This is a genomic window from Streptomyces herbicida (assembly GCF_032656585.1).
GTDB lineage: Bacteria > Actinomycetota > Actinomycetes > Streptomycetales > Streptomycetaceae > Streptomyces > Streptomyces herbicida.
The window spans coordinates 626216-650019 of sequence record NZ_JAUYWJ010000001.1 but is presented as its reverse complement, the minus strand read 5'-3'; the positions used below and the strand labels follow the sequence as shown (position 1 = coordinate 650019).

The following is a 23804-nucleotide window of genomic DNA, read 5'->3' as shown; positions in this document are numbered from 1 at the left end:
TTCCCGCCATATCAACCCCCGAAACGCGCTTTCTGATGTGACTTACGCGACGATGAACGGGCCCGACCTGACCTTCACCCTCAGGGAGGCGTAGCCTTTATTTCCGCTGTCCATCACCTTGTGAAGCGGAAGAGGGCGGTTGCCGCCGTGTCGCCACAGTCCCCCAGTAACTCGAGCATCTCGACCGACGACCAAGCCGGGAAGAACCCCGCTGCTGCGTTCGGTCCCAACGAGTGGCTCGTCGACGAGATCTATCAGCAGTACCTCCAGGACCCGAATTCGGTAGACCGAGCCTGGTGGGACTTCTTCGCCGACTACAAGCCGGGCGTCGCTGCCGCCCAGGCTCCGTCGGGTACTGCGGCCGCGGGGGCCGCAGCGACCACCACGACGGCCGCTCCGTCCCGGCCCGCGGCTCCGGTAGCCCCGGCCGCGCCCGCCGCTCCGGCGCCCGCGGCCCCGAAGCCGGCCGCCGCCGCTCCGGCGCCCGCCGCGCCGAAGCCCGCCGCCGCGGCCCCTGCCGCGAAGCCGGCCGCGAAGGCCGCGCCCGCCACCGAGGCGCCCGAGGGCCCCGAGTACGTGACGCTGCGCGGCCCCTCCGCCGCGGTCGCCAAGAACATGAACGCCTCGCTGGAGCTGCCGACGGCCACCTCGGTCCGCGCGGTCCCGGTGAAGCTGCTGTTCGACAACCGCATCGTCATCAACAACCACCTGAAGCGGGCGCGGGGCGGGAAGATCTCCTTCACGCACCTCATCGGCTTCGCGATGGTGCAGGCCATCAAGGCCATGCCGTCGATGAACTGGTCGTTCGGCGAGAAGGACGGCAAGCCGACCCTCGTCAAGCCGGCGCACGTCAACCTCGGCCTGGCCATCGACCTGGTCAAGCCGAACGGCGACCGCCAGCTCGTCGTGGCCGCCATCAAGAAGGCCGAGACCCTGAACTTCTTCGAGTTCTGGCAGGCCTACGAGGACATCGTCCGCCGCGCCCGCGACGGCAAGCTGACGATGGACGACTTCACCGGTGTCACGGTCTCCCTGACCAACCCCGGCGGCCTCGGCACCGTCCACTCCGTCCCGCGTCTGATGCCCGGCCAGTCCGTGATCATGGGCGTCGGCTCCATGGACTACCCGGCGGAGTTCCAGGGCACCAGCCAGGACACCCTGAACAAGCTCGGCATCTCGAAGGTCATGACGCTCACGTCGACCTACGACCACCGGGTGATCCAGGGCGCCGCCTCCGGCGAGTTCCTCCGCCAGGTCGCCAACCTGCTGCTCGGCGAGAACGGCTTCTACGACGCCATCTTCGAGTCGCTGCGCATCCCCTACGAGCCGGTCCGCTGGCTCAAGGACATCGACGCCTCGCACGACGACGACGTCACCAAGGCCGCGCGCGTCTTCGAGCTGATCCACTCCTACCGGGTCCGCGGCCACGTCATGGCCGACACCGACCCGCTGGAGTACCGCCAGCGCAAGCACCCCGACCTCGACATCGTCGAGCACGGCCTCACCCTGTGGGACCTGGAGCGCGAGTTCGCCGTCGGCGGCTTCGCCGGCAAGTCGATGATGAAGCTGCGCGACATCCTCGGCGTGCTGCGCGACTCGTACTGCCGCACCACCGGCATCGAGTTCATGCACATCCAGGACCCCAAGCAGCGCAAGTGGATCCAGGACCGGGTGGAGCGCCCGCACTCCAAGCCGGAGCGCGAGGAGCAGCTGCGCATCCTGCGCCGGCTGAACGCGGCGGAGGCCTTCGAGACCTTCCTGCAGACGAAGTACGTCGGCCAGAAGCGCTTCTCCCTGGAGGGCGGCGAGTCCGTCATCCCGCTGCTCGACGCGGTGCTGGACTCGGCGGCCGAGTCCCGTCTGGACGAGGTCGTCATCGGCATGGCCCACCGCGGCCGACTGAACGTCCTCGCCAACATCGTCGGCAAGTCGTACGCGCAGATCTTCCGCGAGTTCGAGGGCAACCTCGACCCGAAGTCGATGCACGGCTCCGGTGACGTGAAGTACCACCTGGGCGCCGAGGGCACCTTCACGGGCCTGGACGGCGAGCAGATCAAGGTCTCCCTGGTCGCGAACCCCTCCCACCTGGAGGCGGTGGACCCGGTCCTGGAGGGCGTCGCGCGCGCCAAGCAGGACATCATCAACAAGGGCGGCACGGACTTCACGGTCCTGCCGGTGGCGATCCACGGCGACGCGGCCTTCGCGGGCCAGGGCGTGGTGGCCGAGACCCTGAACATGTCGCAGCTGCGCGGCTACCGCACCGGCGGCACGGTCCACGTCGTCATCAACAACCAGGTCGGCTTCACCGCGGCCCCCGAGTCCTCGCGTTCCTCCATGTACGCGACGGACGTGGCCCGCATGATCGAGGCCCCGATCTTCCACGTGAACGGCGACGACCCGGAGGCTGTGGTGCGCGTCGCGCGCCTGGCCTTCGAGTTCCGCCAGGCGTTCAACAAGGACGTGGTGATCGACCTCATCTGCTACCGCCGCCGCGGTCACAACGAGTCGGACAACCCGGCCTTCACCCAGCCGCTGATGTACGACCTGATCGACAAGAAGCGCTCGGTGCGCAAGCTCTACACCGAGTCCCTCATCGGTCGCGGCGACATCACCCTGGAAGAGGCCGAGCAGGCCCTGCAGGACTACCAGGGCCAGCTGGAGAAGGTCTTCACGGAGGTTCGCGAGGCCACGTCCCAGCCGCTCACCGTCGAGGCGCAGGCGCCGCAGGACGGCTTCCCGGTCGCGGTGCCGACGGCCGTCTCCGCCGAGGTCGTCAAGCGGATCGCCGAGTCCCAGGTCAACGTCCCCGACCACATCACCGTCCACCCGCGTCTGCTGCCCCAGCTGCAGCGCCGGGCGGCGATGGTCGAGGACGGCACGATCGACTGGGGCATGGGCGAGACCCTGGCCATCGGCTCGCTGCTCCTGGAGGGCACCCCGGTCCGCCTGGCGGGCCAGGACTCCCAGCGCGGCACCTTCGGCCAGCGCCACGCGGTGATCATCGACCGCGAGACGGGCGAGGACTTCACCCCGCTCCTCTACCTCTCCGACGACCAGGCCCGCCTGAACGTCTACAACTCCCTGCTGTCCGAGTACGCGGCGATGGGCTTCGAGTACGGCTACTCGCTGGCCCGCCCCGACGCGCTCGTGATGTGGGAGGCGCAGTTCGGCGACTTCGTCAACGGCGCCCAGACGGTCGTGGACGAGTTCATCTCCTCGGCGGAGCAGAAGTGGGGCCAGACGTCCGGCGTCACCCTGCTCCTCCCGCACGGCTACGAGGGCCAGGGCCCGGACCACTCGTCCGCCCGCCCGGAGCGCTTCCTGCAGCTGTGCGCGCAGAACAACATGACGGTCGCGATGCCGACGCTCCCGTCGAACTACTTCCACCTCCTGCGGTGGCAGGTGCACAACCCGCACCACAAGCCGCTGGTCGTCTTCACCCCGAAGTCGATGCTGCGCCTCAAGGCGGCGGCCTCGAAGGCGGAGGAGTTCACCACCGGCGAGTTCCGCCCCGTCATCTCCGACGCGTCGGTCGACCCGGCCGCGGTCCGCAAGGTCGTCTTCTGCGCCGGCAAGGTGTACTACGACCTGGAGGCCGAGCGGCAGAAGCGCGGTGTCACGGACGCTGCGGCTGCCCAGACGGCGATTATCCGCATCGAGCGCCTGTACCCGCTGCCGGGTGCGGAGCTCCAGGCGGAGGTCAACAAGTACCCGAACGCCGAGAAGTACCTGTGGGTCCAGGAGGAGCCGGCCAACCAGGGCGCCTGGCCGTTCATCGCCCTGAACCTGATCGACCACCTGGACCTGGCGGTCGGCCCGGACGTCCCGCACGGCGAGCGTCTGCGCCGTATCTCGCGTCCGCACGGCTCGTCCCCTGCGGTGGGTTCCGCGAAGCGGCACCAGGCCGAGCAAGAGCAGCTGGTCCGTGAGGTGTTCGAGGCGTAGGTCTCGCGACACGGCAGCGAAAGGGCCCGGCCCCGGAGAGAACTCCGGGGCCGGGCCCTTCGGTCATGGCCTGGGTGCCGGGCCGCTCACGACACCTGGGGCTCGAAGTCCCAGTAGGGCCGGTTGCGGGCGCGTGCCGACAGGGTGTGGACGTGCTGGGGCCCCAGCGTGGCGGCCAGGTCGGACAGCGCCTCCTGCTCCGTCTTCTCGGCCTCCCGGCGGTTGCCCAGCCCGCGCAGATCGGCGGCGTGGGCGATGCGGGCCGACAGGGCCAGGGGGTGGGTGCGGCCGAGGATCTCGGTGGCGCGCAGGGCGGCGGACTTGCTGAGTCCGGCCGCGGACTCCGTGTCCCCGACCAGGTTGCGCAGGGCGGAGGCGTTGACGGCGCAGCCCACGGTCCAGGGGTGGTTCTCCCCCACGGCCGCGGTCATGTCGGCCATCGCAGCCTCGATCAGGGCGTGGGCCTGGTCGCGTTCGCCGACGCTGCGCAGGATGAGCGCGTGGTTGGTGCGGGCTCCGGCGAGGAACGGATGTCCTTCGTCGTGCATGGCCTCGTAGCGCGCGATGACGTACTCGCTGGTCTCCCGTGCCTGGTCGATGTCGCCGTGCTCGCGGGCGAAGCAGCTGTGGCTGATGGCCGCGGCCAGCGTCTGCGGATCCTTCTCGCCGAGCTTGCGCTCGTAGCGCTCCAGTACGCGGGTGAACATCGGCCCCGCCTTGCCGCGGTCGCCGATGCGGTAGAGGCACAGGGCGAGATTGTGCTCGGCCAGCAGGGTCTGCGGGTTCTCGGCGCCCATCACGAGGCGGTACTCGCGCACGTTCTTCGCCTGGACGGACTCCGCCTCGGTGTAGCGCCCCAGCAGCCGCAGATTGGTCGCGTAGTGGATCTCGGAGAAGAGCGTCCACGGGTGACGGTTCTTCAGCAGCTGACGGCGCGCCTCCATGGTCCGCCGGTCGATCTCCAGGCTCTCCTCGTAGCGGCCGAGCAGCCGCAGCGCGAAGCCCAGGTTGTTCAGGGCGTTGAGGGTCCGCGAGTCCTGTTCGCCGAGCAGGTCGCGGTAGGCCGGGTAGAGCCACTCGTACAGCTCCCGCGCCTCGCCGTAGCGCCCGAGGCCCCACAGGTCGGCGCCCAGGCCGTTGGCCGCGCGCAGATAGTCCAGGTCCTGCTCGCCGCGCTCCACCCGCAGGTGGTCGACGGCGATGCGCTCGATGGCCTCGGTGCGCCGGTACTCGCCGGCCGCGCGCAGCAGGTTGGCGTAGTGGTAGGTCAGCTCCCAGATCCGCGGATGAGTGTCACCGAGCAGCGACTTCCACGCGTTCATGGCGCGCTCGCCGAGCTTCATGCCGGACTGGTACTCGCCCGTGAAGTACATGTAGCGCAGACAGTTGAGGACCAGGTTCTGCACGGTCCGGTCCTTGCTGTTCAGGACATCCGCGTGCTTGAGGTGCGGCACGATCTCCGCGTACTCGTCCCACAGGCGGGTGTCCGTGGCCCGTCCGGGATCGGCGGCGGCCAGGGCTCTGCGGACCACGTCGATGAACTCGCGCCGGTCCTCGTCGGGCATGTCCTTGTGCACGATCTGGTGCACCATGCGGTGCAGATACAGCGACTCGCCCGAGGAGACCGACTCGTCGCCGGCCGCCTCGTGCGACTCCAGGCGCACGACGGAGTACTGGCGGAGCTGGTTGATCGCCTTGTTCCACAGGAGCGGGTCGTTGAGCAACCCGGCGATCTGTTCGGGCAGTTCCTCGAGCGGCATCTCCCGCAGGAGTCGTACGGGGATGAAGCCGGGCGCGAAGAAGGTGCACAGACGCAGCAGGTCGACCGATTCCGGGACGGTCTCGCGGAGTTTGTTCAGCAGTATCGACCAGGCTGTCTGGAACGCGACGGGGAAGTCCGCGGAGACCTTGACCACGTCCTGGTCGATGCCGCCCTCCAGGAGCGCGATGTAGTCCTCCACCGACAGGTCGGAGTCGTTGAGCCAGCCGGCGGTCTGGTCGAGCAGCAGCGGCAGGTCCTCCAGCGCCTCGGCCAGCTGGTCGGCGTCCTCCTCGCTCAGCCTGGGCGCGCGGCGGCGGACGAAGGCCACCGACTCGTCGCGGGCGTAGACGGGCACCTCCAGCAGTTTGCTGTTGTGCTCGCCCCACTCGGGGTTGCGCGAGGTGATCAGGACGTGGCCCGGCCCGGTGGGGACGAGGTCCCAGATCTGGTCGGGTTCGTCGGCGCCGTCCAGGATCAGCAGCCAGCGGGCGTAGGGGTCGCCGCGGCGCAGCGAGTCACGTACGGCGCGCAGGCGCTCGCCGTACTCGGCGCCGGTGGACAGGCCGAGCTTGGGGGCGAGTTCGGCCATCAGCCGGCGGTAGGTCACCCGACCCTCGGCGTTGACCCACCACACCACGTCGTACTCGGAGCCGAAACGGTAGACGTACTCGGCGGCGAGCTGTGTCTTGCCGACGCCGGACATGCCGTGCAGGGTGAGGACGCCGGCCCCCGGTTCGGAGCCCTGCAGCAGGTGGTAGGCGTCGTTCAGGAACGGCTCGCGTCCGGTGAAACGGGTGTTGCGCCGCGGCACGCCGCCCCACACCTCGGGCATGGACGCCGGGAAGCGCGGTCCGCGCCGTTCGCCCTCGGCCGGCGCCTGCGCCGGGTCGGTCGGCAGGCCGAGCCGGTCGAGCAGGCGCCGTTCGGCCTCGTCGGCGCCCATGTTGGTCAGCTGCGCCGGGGCGAGCACGGTGGTGGCTGTGGGTACGGACGCGGTGGTGATGGAGACGGCGGCGAACCGGGACGGGTCGGGGGCCACGACCTCACGCAGCGCCGCGTTCCACTCCTCGTGGGTGCGCGGCCCGAGTTGGAAGTACCACTCGCTGACCAGGATGAGGATCCGGCCCTCGGCGAGTTTCAGGTCACGCAGCAGGTCCACCAGCGGGACCTCGGCGGGGGAGTCCCAGCGCATGTACACGACTCGGAGGCCACGCCGCTCCAGCCGGTCCGCGATCCAGGCCGCCCAGGCCCGGTTGAAACCCGCGAAGCTGATCGTGACAGTAGGCTTCGCGGTCCCCTTGTCGGCTGCCCCGACCGGCCTACGAACTACAGACATGCAGCGGCCTCCCCGCACGTAATGTTAGAACCTCGGCGCGGCACCGCGATAGGCGCTGACAGGTATCCGTCGTACTCGCGCTCCTCGGTCGCATCTCTTCCCGCAAGCGCAACGATCTTCACCCGAACTGGCAACATTTTTCACCCAGTTGGCGGAGTTCGACGGGTCGAGAACAAGCCGCGGGCCGCGGCCACGTAGGCCTGCGCCCGTACGGTGTGGCCACGGGGAGCGGGATGCTCGCCGAGCCGTTCGTACACGGCCACCATCTGGTCGACGAACCGGCGTCCGGGCACGGTCAGGTCCGGCGATCCGACGAGCGCGGGCAGCGCCGCACCCACCTGTTCGCGGCAGCGGGCGTGTTCGGCCCAGGCCGCCTCCCGGTCGGCCGGCCGGGTGAGGGTGAGCGCCCGGCGCTGGAAGAAATCGGCCAGCGCCAGGTGCGAGTAGGTGCCCTGCAGCAGACCGTCGTAGGGACGCGGGTCGGTGCGCCATGGGGCGAAGTACCGTTTCCGCCCATCGGCCCGGTGGAGGGTGACCGCCTCGCCGAGCGCGACGAGTTTGGTGTGCTGAAGCTCGTGCACCAGGGTCGCGGCCAGGACCGTCGGGCTGTGCGGGGCGCTGCTGAGCACGGCGCCGAAGGCCTCGCGCCGGGTGCCGCTGCAGGTGCCCGTGCAGTCGCCGGGTTCCGAGCCGGGCGGCGCGGCGAGCGGGACCAGGCAGCGCAGCAGGCGGACGGCCTCCAGGAGGCGCTGCTCGCCGCCCAGCCGGAGTTCCACCGCGGTCCCCGACCAGGAGTGCAGCCAGCGCTTGCGCTCCCCGTCGTCGAGGGTGGCCGGACCGCTCAGCCCCCGGTGGTGGACACCGTCCTGCACCCATCGGTACGGGTCGAGGTCGTCCAGCGGGGTGGGCGGGGCGCCGGTCGTGAGGCCGGGCAGTGCGTAGGCGGGGGTCCAGGCGGCGGCGCCGGACCAGGCTCCCGTGCCTCGTTCCACATGGACGACGGCATCCGCCGCGCCGCGCTGACGGATGGTCAACCGCCCGTTCCGGTGGACCACTTCAATCGGCGTGTCCGTCGTCTCCGCCGTGCGCAGGGCCCCGAGGGAGGGCAGTACGAGCAGTCCGTCCCGGGCGGTGAGCCGTACGGCGAAGGAGAGCCGGGCGCGGGCCGCGGCGGCGGCGGCCAGTGCGCTGAAGTGGCCCAGGTCGTGCCCGAGTTCGCGGGCCCGCTGCGGCGCGCCCGGCAGTGCGGGGTCCGTGCCGAGCGCGCGGAGACAGTGCTGGGCCCATGCGCCGACCAGCGGGGCGAGAAGGCGGACGCGGGCGGGTGAACCCGTCGGGCCGTCCGGGAGCGCCGTGCCTCCCACCGGCTCGTCCGTCGCAGCGGCCGCATCCGCCGCCTCCAGCAGCGCCCAGTCCTCCAGGAGCCGCCTCCTGACGCCGGCGGGGCACAGCGCCGGGTCGGCTCCCGCGACCGCGTCGAGCACCGCGCGCAGCAGGAGCAGCCGACGGGTGTCCTGGTCACGGGCCAGGAACGCGAGGGCCTCGGGACCGCCTTCGGTGCGGCCGAGTTCCAGGAGGACCCGGTCCGGGATCTCCGGAAGCATCACGGGACGCCCCCTTCCCGAGAGGCAGCGGACGGGGCGGCCCGCACCGTGTCCGCGCTGAGCCGGCCCGCCACATGGCGGATGAGGCGCTGCAGGTCGGCGCAGTACACGGAGGGGTTGGTGAAGCCGTGCCCGGCGCGGTAGCGGTGGGCGTACTGGCCGCCGCCGCAGACGTTCAGGAGCGGGCAGGTCCGGCAGGTCGCGGCCAGCGACTCGGCGCCCGCCTGCCGGGCCGCCACCGCGGGGTGCCGCAGCGCGTCGTCGAAGCTGTGCCGGTGGATGTCGAGGCCGGTGCGTGCGGCGCCGTCGTACGCGGACTTCAGCGAGTCGACCTGTTCGATCGATCCGTCGGTCTCCACCACCACGGCGTCGAAGGGGGTGAGACCGAGCGACTCCGTGGCCGCCGGCAGGCCGAGCAGCAGCGCGAGGCACTCCTCGAAGAGCCGTACCCGTGTCTCTCTCCGCCCCGCCTGCCACCAGCGGTCGAAGACCGCGCACAGCCAGGTGCCGTACACGGTGCCCGAGTCGTTCCAGTACGGCGGCGGAGTCGACCAGTTCCCGTGCGGCAGCAGCAGGTCGAGGGCCGGCGGGCCCAGGGCGACCAGGGACTCGTACATCTCCACCGGATCCAGGGTGGGATCCACGACCGCGAGGATTCCGGCGTACGACTCCGGGAAGCGGGCGGCGACGAGACGGGCACCGCGCGAGGCATCGGGCCACGACGGCCGCCCGGAAGGGCGGACCCGGAGCAGGTTGTGCGCGGGCAGCCCCCCGTCGAGGCTGATGCCGACGCGGATGCGGTGGCGGGCCAGGACCGCGAGGCGCTCCTCCGTCAGCAGCGTGGCGTTGGTCTGGACGGTGGCGTGGACTGCGCAGCCGGGCGGGACCCGGTCGCGTACCAGACCGGTGAACCGGGCGAGCGTGGCCACACCGGCCAGCAGCGGCTCTCCCCCGTGCAGGACGAGGGAGAGGTCGGTCAGGCCGTGGGCCCGTGCGTGTTCGGCGATGCGGGAGGCGGCGCGGTCCAGCACGCCGGGGGGCGCCGCGGCGGGACGGTCGCGCCAGGTCCGGTCCGGGCCCTCGTAGAGGTAGCAGTAGCGGCAGGCGAGGTTGCAGCGGCCGTGCACCTTCACGACGAACTGCCGGAAGGGGATGCGGCGTGCCGCTGCCGGATCGGGTGCGCCCTCTCCAGACACTCCAGCACCCCCATGCCGTACGTCCGCGCCGCGAGCCCCCGCTCGTACGGAACCGGCTTCCCTGGCCGGTGATCCCCACAAACGCAGATCGTTCGACGTTGACCGATTCAATGGTGAAAATGACCGGCGTTACATGTTTTCAGAGCGCACTGTTGAAGCCCCAGAGCATCTCGCTCGGCCGCGTGGACCGCTCGCGCAGATCCTCCACCACCTCGCGCAGCACCGGGTGCTGAATGGTCCTCAGCTCCGAGAGACTGAGCTCCGACAGATCCGGAAGCGCCTCCTCCGCCTCGGTCCGGTGCATGGTCCCTTGCCGCTGCGACTCTTCCCGTACGTCCATCCCATCCCCCTTTCATCGCGTGGCGTCCCGCCACGACCGGGTCACTCCAGGTCTGCCAGCCGCTGTGCCGTCTGCCCGGCCGTCGGCTCATTCGTGGTCACGTGGTCGTCCGGCAGCTTCGACCACTCCGCCCGGGCCGCCCGGTAGGCCTCGCGGGCGGCGCGCGGACGCGTGGCCGCCTCGTAGGTCATACCCCGCCAGTGGTGTGCCTGCGCGCCCAGTTCGACTGATTCCTGACGGCGACGGTCCGTCTCCGCGTTCTGCTCCGCCTGCCGGACCGCCTCCGCGGCCGACCGGAACGCGTCGACCGCCTCGTCCAGCCGTGCCGGGCGGCCCAGACTCTGGTACGCCTCGAACTGGACCTGCCCCAGTTCCAGCCAGCACCGCGCGGCCAGCAGCGGATCGTCGGCGCCGGCCGCCGCGAGGCCGAGGAGATGTTCGGCCTCACGCAGATCGACGCGGTCGCCGCGGGACCGGAACCTGAGCATCAGCGCGCGGCCCAGCAGGAGGAGACGGCCGGCCAGCAGGGCGCTGCCCGCGGGTGTCTCCGTACGGCAGTCCCGCAGGACCCGGATCGCCCGGGACAGGGGCTCCTGGGCGGAGAACCCCCTCTCCAGCGCGGCCCGGCGCAGCAGTACTTCGCCCCACTCGGCGAGCACATCGGCATGGGCCGACTCGTCCCGGGGCATGCGCTGGGCGGCCTGCTCGAAGTGCCGGGCCGCCTCCTGGAGTTCACGCGGATCGCCCGACTCGTCGTACCGGGCCGCGGCGATGCGTCCGGCACGCACCAACAGGGCCGAGCGCGGACTCTGTTCACGGGTGAGGGACAGCGCCTCCTCGACACGCGCCTGCGCCTCGTCCAGTGCTCCGCCCGACACCAGGAGCGCGTCCACCAGGTCGAGGAGGACCCTGACGCGCGGGAGCCCTTCGCCGGCCTCGGCGTCCTGCTCCAGGGCACTGCGCAGTGACTGCGCGCTCTGCTCCGCGTACCGGCGGGCCTGTTCCCGGTCGGGCGTCTCTCCTGACAGCCGCAGCAGGATACGGCCGTGCGCGAGGGGGAGTTCGGGCGGGCGACGACGGCGGTCGGGCCAGGCGTCGGCGAAGGCCTCCAGCATGCCGACCGCACCCTGGAGCAGGGCACTGTCGCCGCCGAGCCGCCACTGCGCCTCCAGGGCACCCACCCGTTCCAGCGTGAGCCGCAGCGCCTCCGCCTCGTCCAGGTCGGGCGCCCCGCACGCAACGGCGTACTCACGGTCGGCACGGCGCAGCAGGTCGAGCGCGGCGCGCTGGTCCCCGTGGCGCCTGCGGTCCGTCGCCGCAGCCCGCAACACCCGTGCCAGTACGGCCCGTTCGCGAACCGCGCGGGGATGGGCGGCCGCGCGCTCGGCGGCCGTCTCCGCCTCGCGCAGCAGCTCCGCGCCGCCCTGCATCTCCCACAGCCGCAGGACGCAGTGGGCGTACTCGGCCCACAGCTCGAAGTCCCGGCCTGCGGGCCGCTCGTGCTCGGTGGCGCCGCGCAGCAGCTGAACGGCGTCGATGAGGTCCTGCACCATGCCCTCGCGGTCGAACCGCTCGACCAGCGTGCGGGCCCGGAGGACGGCCGGGTGCGCGGGGCGGTTCTGGTCCGGGTGCTCCCGCTCCCGGCTGCCGTACAGGGCGAACTGCTCCGGCAGCGGCATGAACCGCTCCAGGACCCGCGCGGCGACCTCGGCGAAGGGCTGCGGGACCGGAGCCGCGGCGCCGTTGTCGCCGTTCTCGGCCGGGTATCCGGCACCGGACGCGTACGGGCGTCCCCCTCCGCCGTTGCCGAGCTGGGCGAGGGCCAGGGCCGGGAAGTTGGGGCCGCCCTTGCCGAAGCGCTGCTCGATGTACTCCGAGCAGTGCTTCAGCACCAGCATGGCCTCGTCCCGTCCCAGCGACGACAGCAGCGACTCCTGTACGCCCGCCGCGAACTCGTACCACAGGACGCCGTCCTGGGCGTGCTCCTCGCGGGCCCGCGCCAGCAGGCCGCTGAGCAGCACCTCGGCCAGTTCGGAGGGACCGGAACCGGGCATCATGGTCCGCTGCACCAGCTGCATCACGGGCAGGCAGAGCGGGGCGGCCGCCAGGTGGACGGCGAGGCGTCCCGCGGCCGGGGAGGCCGTGGAGCGGAACCTGCTGACCAGTTCGAGCGGGGACGCACGGCGCCCGGGACGGCCCGCCGACGCGGGCGGCTGGTCGGCCCGCACCCAGCCGACGGCGCCGGCCACGGGCCCGGTGCCGGCCCCGGACAGCAGCCGCGCCCAGGCTCCCAGGGCCACCGGCTCCGGCGGCAGCACGGGCACGGGCAGCTCACCGCGGCGGGCCTCCGTGGGCGTTCCGGCGTGGGTGCGCACCCGCAGCGCGGTGGCGCCGCCCAGGCTCTCGCCGCGCATCAACTCGCCGTAGAGAACGGGGAGTCGGGTGCGGTTCCACATGCGCTGGGGCAATGGCTGGAGCACGGCGGCCGGGGCCTGCCGGGAGAGATGGTGGAGCAGCCGGTGGGCTTGGCCTGAGCGCCACAGGGGCCCTGCGCAGTCGCTGACCAGCAGGGTGACGCGGCGTCCTGTGGGATCGCTGAGCCGGTCGGCGGAGTGCAGCGGGCCGGCATGGGGCTCGGGGCTGCGGCTGACGGCCGGCTCGCCGTCCGGACCCTGGTGCAGATGAGTGACCTCGATGTCCCAGAAGGCGCCCAGCTGCGCGAAGACCTGCTCCAGTTCGGTGAACATGCGGTCCCACACCCGCATGGACGACGAGGCGTCCATCACCAGCTGGAGCCGCGCGTCGGCCCGGCGCACGGCCCGGAACACGGGAATGACGAGTCCGCCCGCCCGCGCGCTCAGCTCCGCCGTCGCCGTCTCGTCCAACGTCGAGCGCAGCGGTGGAGCCGGGCTCCGGTAGCCCTGCAACGGCCTTAAAGCGCGCTGGAGTTCGAGTGGAGCGGGAAAGGCCGGGGCAGCGGGTACCCCGACGGGCAGCGGTGCCGCCCGCCCCGGACCGCCCTGGGGCGGGGCACTGGAGAACGGCAGGGGATACAGGGCCACACGGCGGTCGGCGCCCGCGTCGTACTCCTGTGGCTCCGGCGGCGCGGGGGCACCGTCCGGGACCTGGTGCCGGTCCGTGACGGTGGCCCGGTCCGGGGAAGTCCGCTCACCGCCGTACCCCGCGGGCGGGCCTCCCCGTGGGGTGGCCCGGTCGTCGGGCTCGGCGGCATGCGTCGGACGGGTCCGCTCGGCCAGCCACAGGGCGTCGCACAGCCCTTCGGCGTCCGGTTCCAGGCCGATCTCCCGGAGCCGGACGATCAGTTCGGCGACCGGGTCGCCGCCGGGCACGGCGGAACCCACGGCTTCGGGCGCGCCCGGGGGCCCGTCCTCGGGGCCGCGGCCGGGGTGGACGGGGCCGTGTCGCGCCGCTGCGTCGGGCATCAGCGCCTCACCTCGGGCGGTCGAGTCGCTGGATGAGCAGGTCGGCGAGGCGGTCACGGCTGGGCGGGGCCGCCGCGTCGGTGAGATAGATCGCGTTCAGCAGCTGGTCGGCGGCGAGGAGTTCACTGCGGGAGCGCTCGAGGAAACGGCTGATCAGGTCGTCGCCCGCGCGCGCCGCCTCGTCGCCGAGGTGGGCGCGGACGAAGGTGGCGAGCCTGTTGTGGTCGGGGCGTCCGAGTTCGAGGTGGATGCAGCGGCGCATCAGCGGGGCCGGGAAGTCCCGTTCCCCGTTGCTGGTGAGGACCACGAACGGGAAGGCCCGGCAGCGCACCCGGCCGTCGCGGACGCGGACCTTGGTGCCGTCGGCGGTGAGCACCTCGGCCTCGCCGTCGGGCAGCCGGTCGGCGAGGCGCTCCAGCTCGGGGATCTCGAACTCGCCCTCCTCCAGGACGTTCAGCAGGTCGTTGGGCAGATCGATGTCGCTCTTGTCGAGCTCGTCGATGAGCAGCACGCGCGGGGTGTCGGAGGGCAGCAGGGCGGTGCCGAGCGGGCCGAGACGGATGTAGCTGCCGATGGCCTCGACCGCTCCGGGGCTGCCGGCCGCCGCGCCGAACCCGCCCTGCGCGGCGATCTGGACATCCTGCAGCCGGGCGATGGCGTCGTAGTGGTACAGGCCGTCCTGCAGCGTGGAGCGGCTGACGATGGACCAGCGCAGGACGTCGCCGAGGCCCAGCTCGTACGCCACGGAATGGGCCAGCGTGCTCTTGCCCGCGCCGGGGCTGCCGGTGACGAGGAGGGGGCGGCGCAGATACAGCGCCGCGTTGATCATCTCGAGCTCCTCGGCCCCGGGCCGGTGCAGCTCCGCCAGATGCCGGTGCGCGCCCAGTCTGCGGTCCTGGGAGCCGTCGCCGTCGCCCGCCGCGTCCCGGCCGGCGAAGTCCCGCCAGGGCGGCGGGGGAGGCAACCGGCTCATTCCGTCGTGGGGTTCCCCGGCGCCTCGGTAGATGAGCCACTCACTGGAATCGGTCATGGTCCGGTCCTCGTCGTCACTCGTTCACCACGGCAGCCGTCGAACGTGCATCACGGTATCGACCCACGGGAAAGCTGGTAAGGGGCCGGAGGGCGCACGGGGCGCGTCGCATCAGGGGGCCTCCAGCAGATCGCCTGTTCCGGGCAGAGGTTGGTGCGGATCGTCGTACAACAGCGCAATGCCGTGGGCCCAGTAGGCCTCGACGAGACCCGCGCGGAGATTCACCCGGAGCCGGTGCACCAGGTCCGGCAGGAACGCCGCGCCGTCCCCGTCGTCGACGACCTGTTTGGCTCCGCGGTGGAACTCGCCGCACACGGCGTCCGGTTGGCTGCGCCAGCGACGCCACAGGACCACGCCGAAGCCGGCGTGCACGATCCGGCCGAGCGCGGCGCCGTCGTCCTCGTAGCGCCGGTCGCCGTAGCGGCACAGCACCGGGACCGTACGGGGCCCGAGGCTGCGCAGTTCGTCCACGGTCGGCACCGGCTCGCGCACTCCGTCGTCGCAGTCGAGGACTTCGGCCTGCGCGTCACGTGCGTGCAGCCGGTGCCAGCGGTCCAGGCGCTCGTCGTCCTCGTCGGCGTCCTCGCCCCACTCGGGGCCGGACGTCCCGAACTCGCCGTCACCGGGCAGCTGGTCGCGGTCGGAGCAGCGCACGACGACCGGGCGCTGCTCGCCCAGCGGGGGGCCGTCCGGCCGCAGCCGCCAGTCGTCCACGGCCAGCCCGAGCAGCTGGTGCGGCAGGGCCGCGTGCAGGGCCGCCGGCCGCCCCGGCTCGTCGCAGCGGCGGAAGGCCTCGGCGAGCGGAGCGGTGACCTGCGCCGGGAGGTCGTCCAGCGGGGTGCGCTCGGCCTCGTGGAGACGGGTCACGTCGCCGTCGGGGCGGGCCACGCAGACCGACCAGTCGCAGCGGTCGGGCTCCCAGCCCCTCGGCAGCACTTCGAGCAGCACGGACAGTCCGGGCCCGGCGTCCCGGGGGTGCTCCCGGAGCTCCTCCACCGGTGACGTCGGGGCGGGGACCTGCGCGGTCGCGGGACGGCGGCGCAGCCCCAGCCACTTGGCGCGCTGCCGGGCCAGGGCGTTGCGGTAGCCGATGTCGAGCCCCGTCGACGCCTTCTTCACCCAGTCCCACAGAGCCTGTTCGGCATCCAGCATGCTGGGCGTGGCGGGACGCTCGGCGCACATGGCCTGCATCGCGTAGTCGAGGACGAGTTTCAGCTCGCCGTCCTGGCGGGCGTTCTCGTACAGCATGCCGAGGCCGTCGCGCCAGCCGCGCGGCGCGGGCATCAAGGACGGGAACCGGAAGTTCGGCAGGGAGTCGAGTATGTCGAGCAGACCGCGGGTGGTGGCGGGAGGCGGCAGGTCGGCGAGCCGGCCGAGCAGCTCGCTGCGCTCGTCCGGACCCAGCGTGCGGCCGGGGCGGCTGCCGAGCTCTCCCTGCACGTCGGCCCAGGTGGGGCGGCGGGAGTCGGAGGGCTGCTGCCGGTCGCGGTGGTAGCGGTCGTGGGCGTGAAAGACGGCCTGGTAGACGTCGTCGTGCTCGGTCCGCACCCCGTCCGGCGGCACCTGTAACGTCCGCAGGCGCTCGATCCCCGTGGAGGTGCCGCCCGTGCCGTGGTCGGCGCGGGACTTCAGTACGCCGATGACCTCACCGCGCACCGGGTCGATCACGGGGCCGCCCGAGACACCGGGCGGCAGGTCGTTCTGCCCGAGCCGCATCTGCACCCCCGCCGACCAGCCGCCGATGGTTCCCTGCACGGAGAGGAACCCGTCCAGGATCTGCAGCTGGCCTCCGGTCACGGTCCAGCCCGCGTAGAACACCCGGCCCTCGCCGTAGTGCGCCGTCGGCCGCTCGGAGACGTACACGCAGTCGTGGTCGACGGGTTCACGGAGCCGGACCAGCGCGAGGTCCGGGGCGGGCCAGCTGCCGGGCACCCGGCGTTCGAGGTGCTCGGGCAGGGTCGCCGCGACCCGTCCGGGAACGGCGGACGGTCCCTGGCCCGGTCCGGTCTCATAGACCACCGACACTTCGCCGCCCTCCCCTCCGTCCACCACGTGTGCGCAGGTCAGAACCCAGTTCGGCGCGATGAAGAAGCCACTGCCGAGGAAGGTGCCGGGCTCGTCCAGGGCATACCCGACACCTGTGCGATGAATGCGCACCGTCGCCGCCATGACGAGTTCACGCAGAGCATGGTGGGCGGCATGAAACCCACCCGATGCGCCCCCGTCGTGCCGATCGGTCATACCCCGCCCCCACCGACGGCCACCCGGGCGCCCCCGTGCACCGGGGCGCCGGTGGACGCGCCCGCGCGGTGGCTGTCGCCGGGGCTGGGTGGGAGGTTGCTGCCGGAGGCGGGGGTGTTGGGATGGCCGGGGTGTGCGTTGAGGGCCGGGGGTGGGGCGGGGCGCGCGGACGCCGAGGCCGAGCGCGAAGCGGGAGCCGGGGCGGGGCCCGAGGACGCCGAGGGCGAGCCCGAAGCGGGAGCCGGGGCGGGGCCCGAGGGCGCCGAGGGCGAGCCCGAAGCGGGAGCCGGGGCGGGGCCCGAGGACGCCGAGGGCGAGCCCGAAGCGGGAGCCGGGGCGGGGCCCGAGGATGCCGGGGCCGGAGCAGCGCCGGGGGGCGTGGGGTCTGCGCCGGGGGCCGGGGTCGGGTCCGGTGCAGGGTCCGGGGACGACGGATCCGGTGGGCCGCCGCCGTTCCAGGTCAGGGTCACGGTGATGCCGGCCTTGGCCTCGCCGTCCGCAAGCAGTCCCACGACCTTGCCGGCCTTCGCGGTCAGCTCGATCCCGAACTCGACGCTCACCTCGTCCGGCCGTACCGCGCGCAGCGGACCGGCCAGCGACCGTGCGACACCGGTGACGAGCGAGTGCAGGCTCTCGACACTCGCCTCCACCCGCTCGGCGAACCCGGTGTCCGTGTACGACAGCTCCCCCGACGGCACGGCCAGCTCCTCGGCCCCCGATATCCGGGCCCACACGGGCGTGCCGTCCGGCAGCTCGATGCGCGCTACCCGCGTCACTTCCTGTCCCATACGAATACCCCGTTCCCCCGTCGACCCGTGCCGGTGCCCGCAGGCAGGCCGGCCCCAGGGTGTCCGCGGCGCGAGAGGCCAGCCCGAACCCTGTCAGGCCGTGCGCTCCCTACGCCCCTGCTCCTCGCTGTTTCCCGTTCTGCTCGTACGGCAAGGCCTCACTGCCCGTATCGGAAGACCTCACCTTTCCCGCAGGGAAAGAGTCCTTCCCCCGGCAGGCGGCCCCTACCCCTTCGCCGAACCGAGGCCGAAAACTGCTCCTCCCGCACCAGCAGCCGCCAACGGCCCTCGCGGCCGGGTCCACCAGATGAGGCCGGTCACGACGGCCCCTCCGGTGAGCCGGTCGTCGGCCTGCGGCGAGCGCGGCAGGACGACGTGGCCTCCCTGGAACCGTTGGGCCAAGCACGTGGCCCCCTGCGGGCGCAGGCCCGCCGGGAAGTAGGCCCGATGTCAATGAGCCCTTCTCGCAAGGCGGTTGCCGTCGGCAGGCCGGTCACCGCCATGACGAGTTCACGAAGCGCACCGCCAACCCGTCGTGGGCGTGTCCGGTGTGCCGCCGCAGTGACCCCGGAACCCAGTGACCCCGGAACCCCGGTGTCGCTGTGCGCCGGCCCTCGTACAGCCCGCCCAACCCCTCCCACCAGGTCCGGAAGGCCCACGGCAAGAGGACATGCGGCCCACGGGGGCCCTGTTCCGTGCGCCTATCCTTTTCTTGTCCGTCCCTGTCGTGGCTCCACGCAGGGGCAGACCGCACCCCTTCTTCCTGCGGGGATCCCCTGGCCCACCCCGCACTGACCACGGAGCACCATCCATGTACTTCACCGACCGAGGCATCGAAGAACTGGAGAAGCGGCGCGGCGAGGAGGAGATCACCTTCGAGTGGCTCGCCGAGCAGCTCCGTACGTTCGTCGATCTCAACCCCGACTTCGAGGTCCCGGTGGAGCGCCTGGCGACGTGGCTGGCCCGCCTGGACGACGAGGACGACGAGTAGGGAGCCGACGGGGGCATCCCGCGCGGGGCCCTGGTCAGTCGCGCGGGCGTACCAGCTCGTACGCGAGCCCCAGCGCCCCGTGCGTCACCAGCAGCGCCCCCGCGACGACCCACCCTCCACTGCGTCGCCGTACACCCCACACCATGACCGGCAGGCCCACCACCACCTGGGCCAGGGCGAGCGCACGGGCCTGCGGATCCCCGGCCCACGGCAGCCACGGCGCCAGCCGCCCCCGCTCCACCACCTCGAGCTCGGCACGCACCGCCTCCCGCCAGCCCGCCACGACCCCCAGTCCCTCGATCCGCCGCACGTCGGCCGGGGCGAGGGCGGCCTCGCGGAGCCGGTCGGCGGGTTCGCCTGGGAGCACACCGGCGGGCAGAGCCACCCCCGCGCGCGTGAGTACGGCGAGCAGCCCGCGCAGCCGGGCGCGGCCGTCCGTCTCGGAGTCCGTCTCGGTCAGCCGGCCGAGGGGCTCCACGTCCAGTACGGGATCGAGTCCCACCCGCGCGGCGAAGGTACTCATCGCCTCGTCCTCCCCCGCCGGGGTGCCGTTGGCCAGCCAGACGTAACCGACGGGACGGCGGAAGCCGGAGGCGAGGGTGAACCCGGCGCGGTCGGCGTCCCACCACAGCGCGAGCACGGGCCAGGCCGAACCGACGGCCAGCGCCGCGGCCCAGCCGTTCACGACACGGTCGACCGGCTCACCGGCGTGGAGCCACGGGGTGCCCTCGGGTACGAGCACGCTCCATTCGTCGCCGGCCCCGGTGAGCAGCATCCGCTCGCGCAGCAGGTTGGCGGCCGGGGCGACGGAATCCGGTGCCGCCCGGCAGAGCAGCAGGGCACCGGGGGCGGGAGCGCCCCGTGAACCGGCCCGAAACCCATCCGTCGACATGGTCACACGCTAGGCAATTCAGCCACGTCACGCCTGATATGAGGCAGCGACGATCACGCGAACGAGTGTCTTGACTTTCCATGGCCGCGATATATCGTGTTTTACGGAAGACGCGATATGGCGTGTCGCGTCCCGTGAAGGAGGTCAGCACCATGTCCGAGTGGTCCGTCGCCGAGCCCACGAAGCTCACCTTCGACGATCCGGTGAGCGAGCTGCACGTACGCATCGTCAACGGAACGGTCAACGTCATGGGCACGGACGAGGGTTCCGCGCGTCTGGAGATCTCGGACATGGAGGGCCCACCCCTGGTGGTCACCCAGGAGGGCGGCACGCTCACGGTGGCGTACGAGGACCTGCCCTGGAAGGGCTTCCTCAAGTGGCTCGACCGCAAGGGCTGGCGGCGCAGCGCGGTCGTCTCCCTGGCGGTCCCCGCGCAGACCCGCGTGGAGGTCGGAGTGGTCGGCGCCGGCGCCGTCGTCTCGGGAATCCGCGGCCACTCGGAGATCAAGGGCGTCACGGGCGACACGACACTGGTCGCTCTCTCCGGCCCGGTCCGCGCGAGCACGGTGTCCGGAAACCTGGAGGCCCAGGCCGTCACCGGCGACCTGCGATTCAACTCCGTCTCCGGCGACCTGACCGTCGTCGAGGGCTCGGGCTCCTCCGTGCGCGCCGACTCGGTGAGCGGCTCAATGATCATCGACCTCGACCCGGACGGCCCGACGGACGTCAGACTGACCAGCGTCTCCGGCGAGATCGCCATAAGGCTCCCGCACCCGGCGGACGCCGAGGTCGAGGCGAACACGGCGAGCGGCACCATCTCCAACGCCTTCGACGGCCTGCGGGTCCACGGCCAGTGGGGCGCGCACAAGATCACCGGCCGCCTCGGCGCGGGCACCGGCAGGCTCAGGGCCACCACGGTCTCCGGCTCGATCGCCCTGCTGCGCCGCCCCCCGAGGGAGGACGAGGACGAGACTTGGGACACCGAACCGCCGGTCAAGGAGGTCGAGTTCGCCTCCGAGGCCGTGACCGAGGGGACGGCGGACCGTTCGACGGACGGTACGGCGGCCGAGACCGTGCCGGACGCGCCGACCGACCCGGTGACCGCCCCGGCGGCCGAAACACGGGGCGACCTGGGGGAGAATTCCGTTTCCGGCCCGGACGACGACGCGAGCGACGACGCCCCGGCCGACGGCACGACCGACAAGAAGGTGCTCTGACATGCCTCCCGTCTTCGCCCACGGCCGCCTCCGCCTCTACCTGCTCAAGCTGCTGGACGAGGCCCCGCGCCACGGCTACGAGGTGATCCGCCTGCTCGAGGAGCGCTTCCAGGGGCTGTACGCACCGTCGGCGGGCACCGTCTACCCGCGCCTGGCCAAGCTGGAGGCCGAGGGCCTGGTCACGCACACCACCGAGGGCGGCCGCAAGGTGTACGCCATCACGGACGCCGGCCGCGCCGAACTGGCCGACCGCAGCGGTGAACTGGCCGACCTGGAGCTGGAGATCCGCGAGTCGGTCGCGGAACTCGCCGCCGAGATCCGGGCCGACGTGCGCGGGGCGGCGGGCGACCTGCGCCGTGAGGTGCGCGCGGCCGCCACCGAGGCCCGGCACGGCACCTGGACCGGCACCGGGGAGCACGGCCCCCACGGGGACTACGGCGACGTGGGCGACAAGGAAGCCTGGCGGGCGGCCAAGGAGGAGATGCGCCGCGTCAAGCAGGAGTGGAAGGAGCAGGCCCGGCGCGCCAAGGACGAGAGCCGCCGCGCCCGCGAGGAGGCCCAGCGCGCCCGCCGCCAGGCCCAGGAGGCGCAGAATCGGGCCCGGGCCCAGGCGCAGGAGGAGATGCAGCGCATCGCCCGGCGGGTCCAGGAGCATGTGCAGGACCACTTCGCGCGGGGCGACTGGCCGACGGGGGTGCGTGAGGGCCTGACCGAACTCACCAAGGAGTTCGGCGAGTTCGGGAAGGACTTCGGGAAGGAGTTCGGCAAGGACCTGCGATTCGGACGGCCCGGAACAGGGGCCGGGGCCGGTGCCGGTGCCGCCACTGGCAAGTCCGCTGCGGAGCCGGAGTACACGCAGACCCCCGAGGACTTCCCGGCCGGCTATGAACCGGCTTGGGCCCACGAGGACGCCACCGGTGACCCGGTCCGCGATCTGGACCGTCTCCTCGACCGCTTCCGGGACGACATCCGCGATGCCGCCCGCGACCACGGCGTCACGGCCGACCAGCTCCGTGACGCCCGGCGCCATCTGTCGACGGCGGCGGCGCACATCGGCGCGATACTGCGCGGGCCGAAGGTCTGAGCGCCTGCCCGGCAGCGCGCCCAACGCGAGGGGCGGGCACGCTGCCGGGGGCGGCGGCCGTCAGCCCGCCTTCGCCTCTCCCCCGCCGTACAGCACGCGGGTCAGCGACTCGTGCGTCACGCCGTGCTCGGCGAGTGCCTCGGCGGCCACACCCGGACACGAGGTCAGGGCGAGGAGGAAGTGCTCGTCGCCGATGTGGCGCTCGCGGTGGCCGAGGGCGACGCGCAGGGACCGGGTCAGCAGATCCTTGGCACCCGGACTGAACGGCCGCCGCCCGGAAGATCCCTTCCGACCGGCCGCCAAGACCCCCTCCCCATGGGCCTCTTCCACCCGGGACACGATCTCCGAGAGGTCGATCCCCAGCCCCGACAGCGCGTCCGCGTCGGCCCGGGAGAGCCCGCCGCGGCGCCGGGCCTCGGCCAGCGCTCGCACCACCCCCTCCCGCCGCCCCGCCGACAGCCCGAGCGACGCCAGGGCGAACGATCCTCGACTGCCCTCCCGTTCGAGAAGGGCGAGCAGAAGATGGGACTCCTCGACTCGTTCGTCGCTCAGCCGCTCGGCATGCGCGACCGCACCTTGCACGGCGGCACGGGCATCCTTTGTGAACCGTTCGAACATCACTGCCTCCCGTACTTCTTGTGCACGGCCTGCCTGCTGACGCCGAGTTCGGCGGCGATCTCCTGCCACGACCAGCCCTGGTTGCGCGCACTGCGCACCTGCACCGTCTCCAGCTGCTCCAGCAGCCTGCGCAATGCGGCGACGGCACGCAGTCCGATCCGCGGATCGCGGTCACCCGCCCGCTCGGCGAGATCCGTTGCTTCGGTCATGATGTCAACCTAAGTTGACAGGGGCCTCATGTCAACCATGATTGACACATACCGACGGCCGGCCCGGAAACCGGACCGGCCGTCGTACAGGGGCGACAGTCAGAGCACTGCGGCGACGATCAGCTGCTCGAGGATCAGCTGCTGGTGAGCACGATCTTCCCGAACTGGTCACCGGACTCCAGCCGCTCGAAGCCCTCGCGGGCGCGGTCGAGCGGGAGGACCTCGTCGATCACGGGACGCACACCCGTGGCGGCGCAGAAGGAGAGCAGGTCCTCCAGCTCGTCCTTGGTGCCCATGGTGGAGCCGACGACCTTCAGTTCCAGGAAGAAGATGCGGGTCAGCTCGGCGTGCGAGGGACGGTCGCCGCTCGTGGCACCGGAGATGACGACGGTGCCGCCCGGGCGCAGCGACTTCACCGAGTGGGACCAGGTGGCGGCGCCGACGGTCTCGATGACGGCGTCCACCCTCTGGGGCAGCCGCGCCCCCGACTCGACCGCCTCCACGGCGCCGAGTTCCAGGGCCCGCTTGCGCTTCGCCTCGTCACGGCTGGTGGCGAAGACCCTGAGCCCCGCCGCCTTGCCGAGCACGATCGCGGCCGTGGCGACACCGCCGCCGGCGCCCTGGACGAGGACGGAGTCCCCGGGACGCACCCCCGCGTTGGTGAAGAGCATCCGGTACGCCGTCAGCCAGGCCGTGGGCAGGCAGGCGGCCTCCTCGAAGGAGAGCTCCTTGGGCTTGGGCAGGATGTTCCAGGTCGGTACGGCGACCTGCTCGGCGAAGGTGCCCTGGTAGCGCTCGGTGAGGATCGAGCGGGGCTCGTCGGGGCCGACGCCGTGGCCGCTCTGGCCGATGACGGAGTGCAGGACGACCTCGTTGCCGTCCTCGTCGACGCCGGCGGCGTCGCAGCCGAGGATCATCGGCAGCCGTTCCTCCGGGAGGCCGACGCCCCGGAGGGACCAGAGGTCGTGATGGTTGAGGGAAGCGGCCCTGACGTTGACGGTGCTCCAGCCGGGGCGGGCCTCGGGGGCCGGGCGCTCCCCCAACTCAAGGCCGGAGAGCGGCTGGTCGCGGTCGATTCGGGCGGCGTAGACAGCGAACATGGGCTCGA

General features: G+C 72.3%; 16 protein-coding genes. 4 read left to right on the top strand and 12 right to left on the bottom strand.

Features of this window, described 5'->3' with window-relative positions:
- Positions 1-147 precede the first annotated feature (147 nt).
- Entirely contained in the window at positions 148-3945 is a 3798-nt protein-coding gene (locus Q8A52_RS02980) for a multifunctional oxoglutarate decarboxylase/oxoglutarate dehydrogenase thiamine pyrophosphate-binding subunit/dihydrolipoyllysine-residue succinyltransferase subunit (RefSeq protein ID WP_316748435.1), read from the top strand.
- An 86-nt stretch (positions 3946-4031) separates the two neighbouring features.
- On the opposite strand, the gene fxsT is transcribed toward Q8A52_RS02980, so the two are convergent.
- The 8 genes from fxsT to Q8A52_RS48945 form a co-directional block, all read right to left on the bottom strand.
- Positions 4032-7043 (bottom strand): FxSxx-COOH system tetratricopeptide repeat protein, encoded by a 3012-nt coding sequence (gene fxsT, locus Q8A52_RS02975; protein WP_316748434.1) that lies wholly within the window; start codon positions 7041-7043, stop codon positions 4032-4034.
- A 140-nt stretch (positions 7044-7183) separates the two neighbouring features.
- Entirely contained in the window at positions 7184-8647 is a 1464-nt protein-coding gene (locus tag Q8A52_RS02970) for an aKG-HExxH-type peptide beta-hydroxylase (RefSeq protein ID WP_316748760.1), read from the bottom strand.
- Entirely contained in the window at positions 8647-9843 is a 1197-nt protein-coding gene (locus Q8A52_RS02965; protein WP_316748432.1) for an FxsB family cyclophane-forming radical SAM/SPASM peptide maturase, read from the bottom strand. The genes Q8A52_RS02970 and Q8A52_RS02965 overlap by 1 nt, the downstream gene beginning before the upstream one ends.
- Before the next feature lie 139 nt (positions 9844-9982).
- Positions 9983-10183, bottom strand: coding sequence for an FxSxx-COOH cyclophane-containing RiPP peptide (fxsA, locus tag Q8A52_RS02960; protein WP_316748430.1), 201 nt, complete (start codon positions 10181-10183; stop codon positions 9983-9985).
- Positions 10184-10224: 41 nt separating this feature from the next.
- Positions 10225-13626, bottom strand: coding sequence for an SAV_2336 N-terminal domain-related protein (locus Q8A52_RS02955; RefSeq protein ID WP_316748428.1), 3402 nt, complete (start codon positions 13624-13626; stop codon positions 10225-10227).
- A 7-nt stretch (positions 13627-13633) separates the two neighbouring features.
- Entirely contained in the window at positions 13634-14656 is a 1023-nt protein-coding gene (locus Q8A52_RS02950; protein ID WP_316748426.1) for an AAA family ATPase, read from the bottom strand.
- Positions 14657-14767: 111 nt separating this feature from the next.
- Entirely contained in the window at positions 14768-16897 is a 2130-nt protein-coding gene (locus Q8A52_RS02945; RefSeq protein WP_316748424.1) for a VMAP-C domain-containing protein, read from the bottom strand.
- Entirely contained in the window at positions 16894-17673 is a 780-nt protein-coding gene (locus tag Q8A52_RS48945; RefSeq protein ID WP_408649161.1) for a CU044_2847 family protein, read from the bottom strand. The genes Q8A52_RS02945 and Q8A52_RS48945 overlap by 4 nt, the downstream gene beginning before the upstream one ends.
- Positions 17674-18496: 823 nt before the next feature.
- On the opposite strand from Q8A52_RS48945, the gene Q8A52_RS02935 reads away from it, so the two are divergent.
- Entirely contained in the window at positions 18497-18676 is a 180-nt protein-coding gene (locus tag Q8A52_RS02935) for a DUF6104 family protein (protein WP_028420339.1), read from the top strand.
- 34 nt (positions 18677-18710) lie between these two features.
- On the opposite strand, the gene Q8A52_RS02930 is transcribed toward Q8A52_RS02935, so the two are convergent.
- Positions 18711-19568: a hypothetical protein gene (locus tag Q8A52_RS02930; protein ID WP_316748422.1), complete on the bottom strand. Its 858-nt coding sequence runs from the start codon at positions 19566-19568 to the stop codon at positions 18711-18713.
- A 152-nt stretch (positions 19569-19720) separates the two neighbouring features.
- Here Q8A52_RS02930 and Q8A52_RS02925 point away from each other — a divergent pair, with 152 nt between their 5' ends.
- Both Q8A52_RS02925 and Q8A52_RS02920 read left to right on the top strand, forming a co-directional pair.
- Positions 19721-20785: a DUF4097 family beta strand repeat-containing protein gene (locus Q8A52_RS02925; protein WP_316748421.1), complete on the top strand. Its 1065-nt coding sequence runs from the start codon at positions 19721-19723 to the stop codon at positions 20783-20785.
- 1 nt (position 20786) lies between these two features.
- Positions 20787-21869 (top strand): PadR family transcriptional regulator, encoded by a 1083-nt coding sequence (locus tag Q8A52_RS02920; protein WP_316748419.1) that lies wholly within the window; start codon positions 20787-20789, stop codon positions 21867-21869.
- Positions 21870-21929: 60 nt separating this feature from the next.
- Here Q8A52_RS02920 and Q8A52_RS02915 read toward each other — a convergent pair whose 3' ends face one another.
- The 3 genes from Q8A52_RS02915 to Q8A52_RS02905 all read right to left on the bottom strand — a co-directional run bounded on the left by Q8A52_RS02915 (position 21930) and on the right by Q8A52_RS02905 (position 23796).
- Positions 21930-22487: a Clp protease N-terminal domain-containing protein gene (locus tag Q8A52_RS02915; RefSeq protein WP_316748417.1), complete on the bottom strand. Its 558-nt coding sequence runs from the start codon at positions 22485-22487 to the stop codon at positions 21930-21932.
- Entirely contained in the window at positions 22487-22696 is a 210-nt protein-coding gene (locus tag Q8A52_RS02910; protein ID WP_316748415.1) for a helix-turn-helix domain-containing protein, read from the bottom strand. Before Q8A52_RS02910 ends, Q8A52_RS02915 begins: the two co-directional genes overlap by 1 nt.
- Positions 22697-22830: 134 nt before the next feature.
- Positions 22831-23796 carry a zinc-binding dehydrogenase gene (locus Q8A52_RS02905; protein WP_316748414.1) on the bottom strand — a complete coding sequence of 322 codons (966 nt, stop codon included), beginning with the start codon at positions 23794-23796 and terminating at the stop codon, positions 22831-22833.
- Positions 23797-23804: the final 8 nt, after the last annotated feature.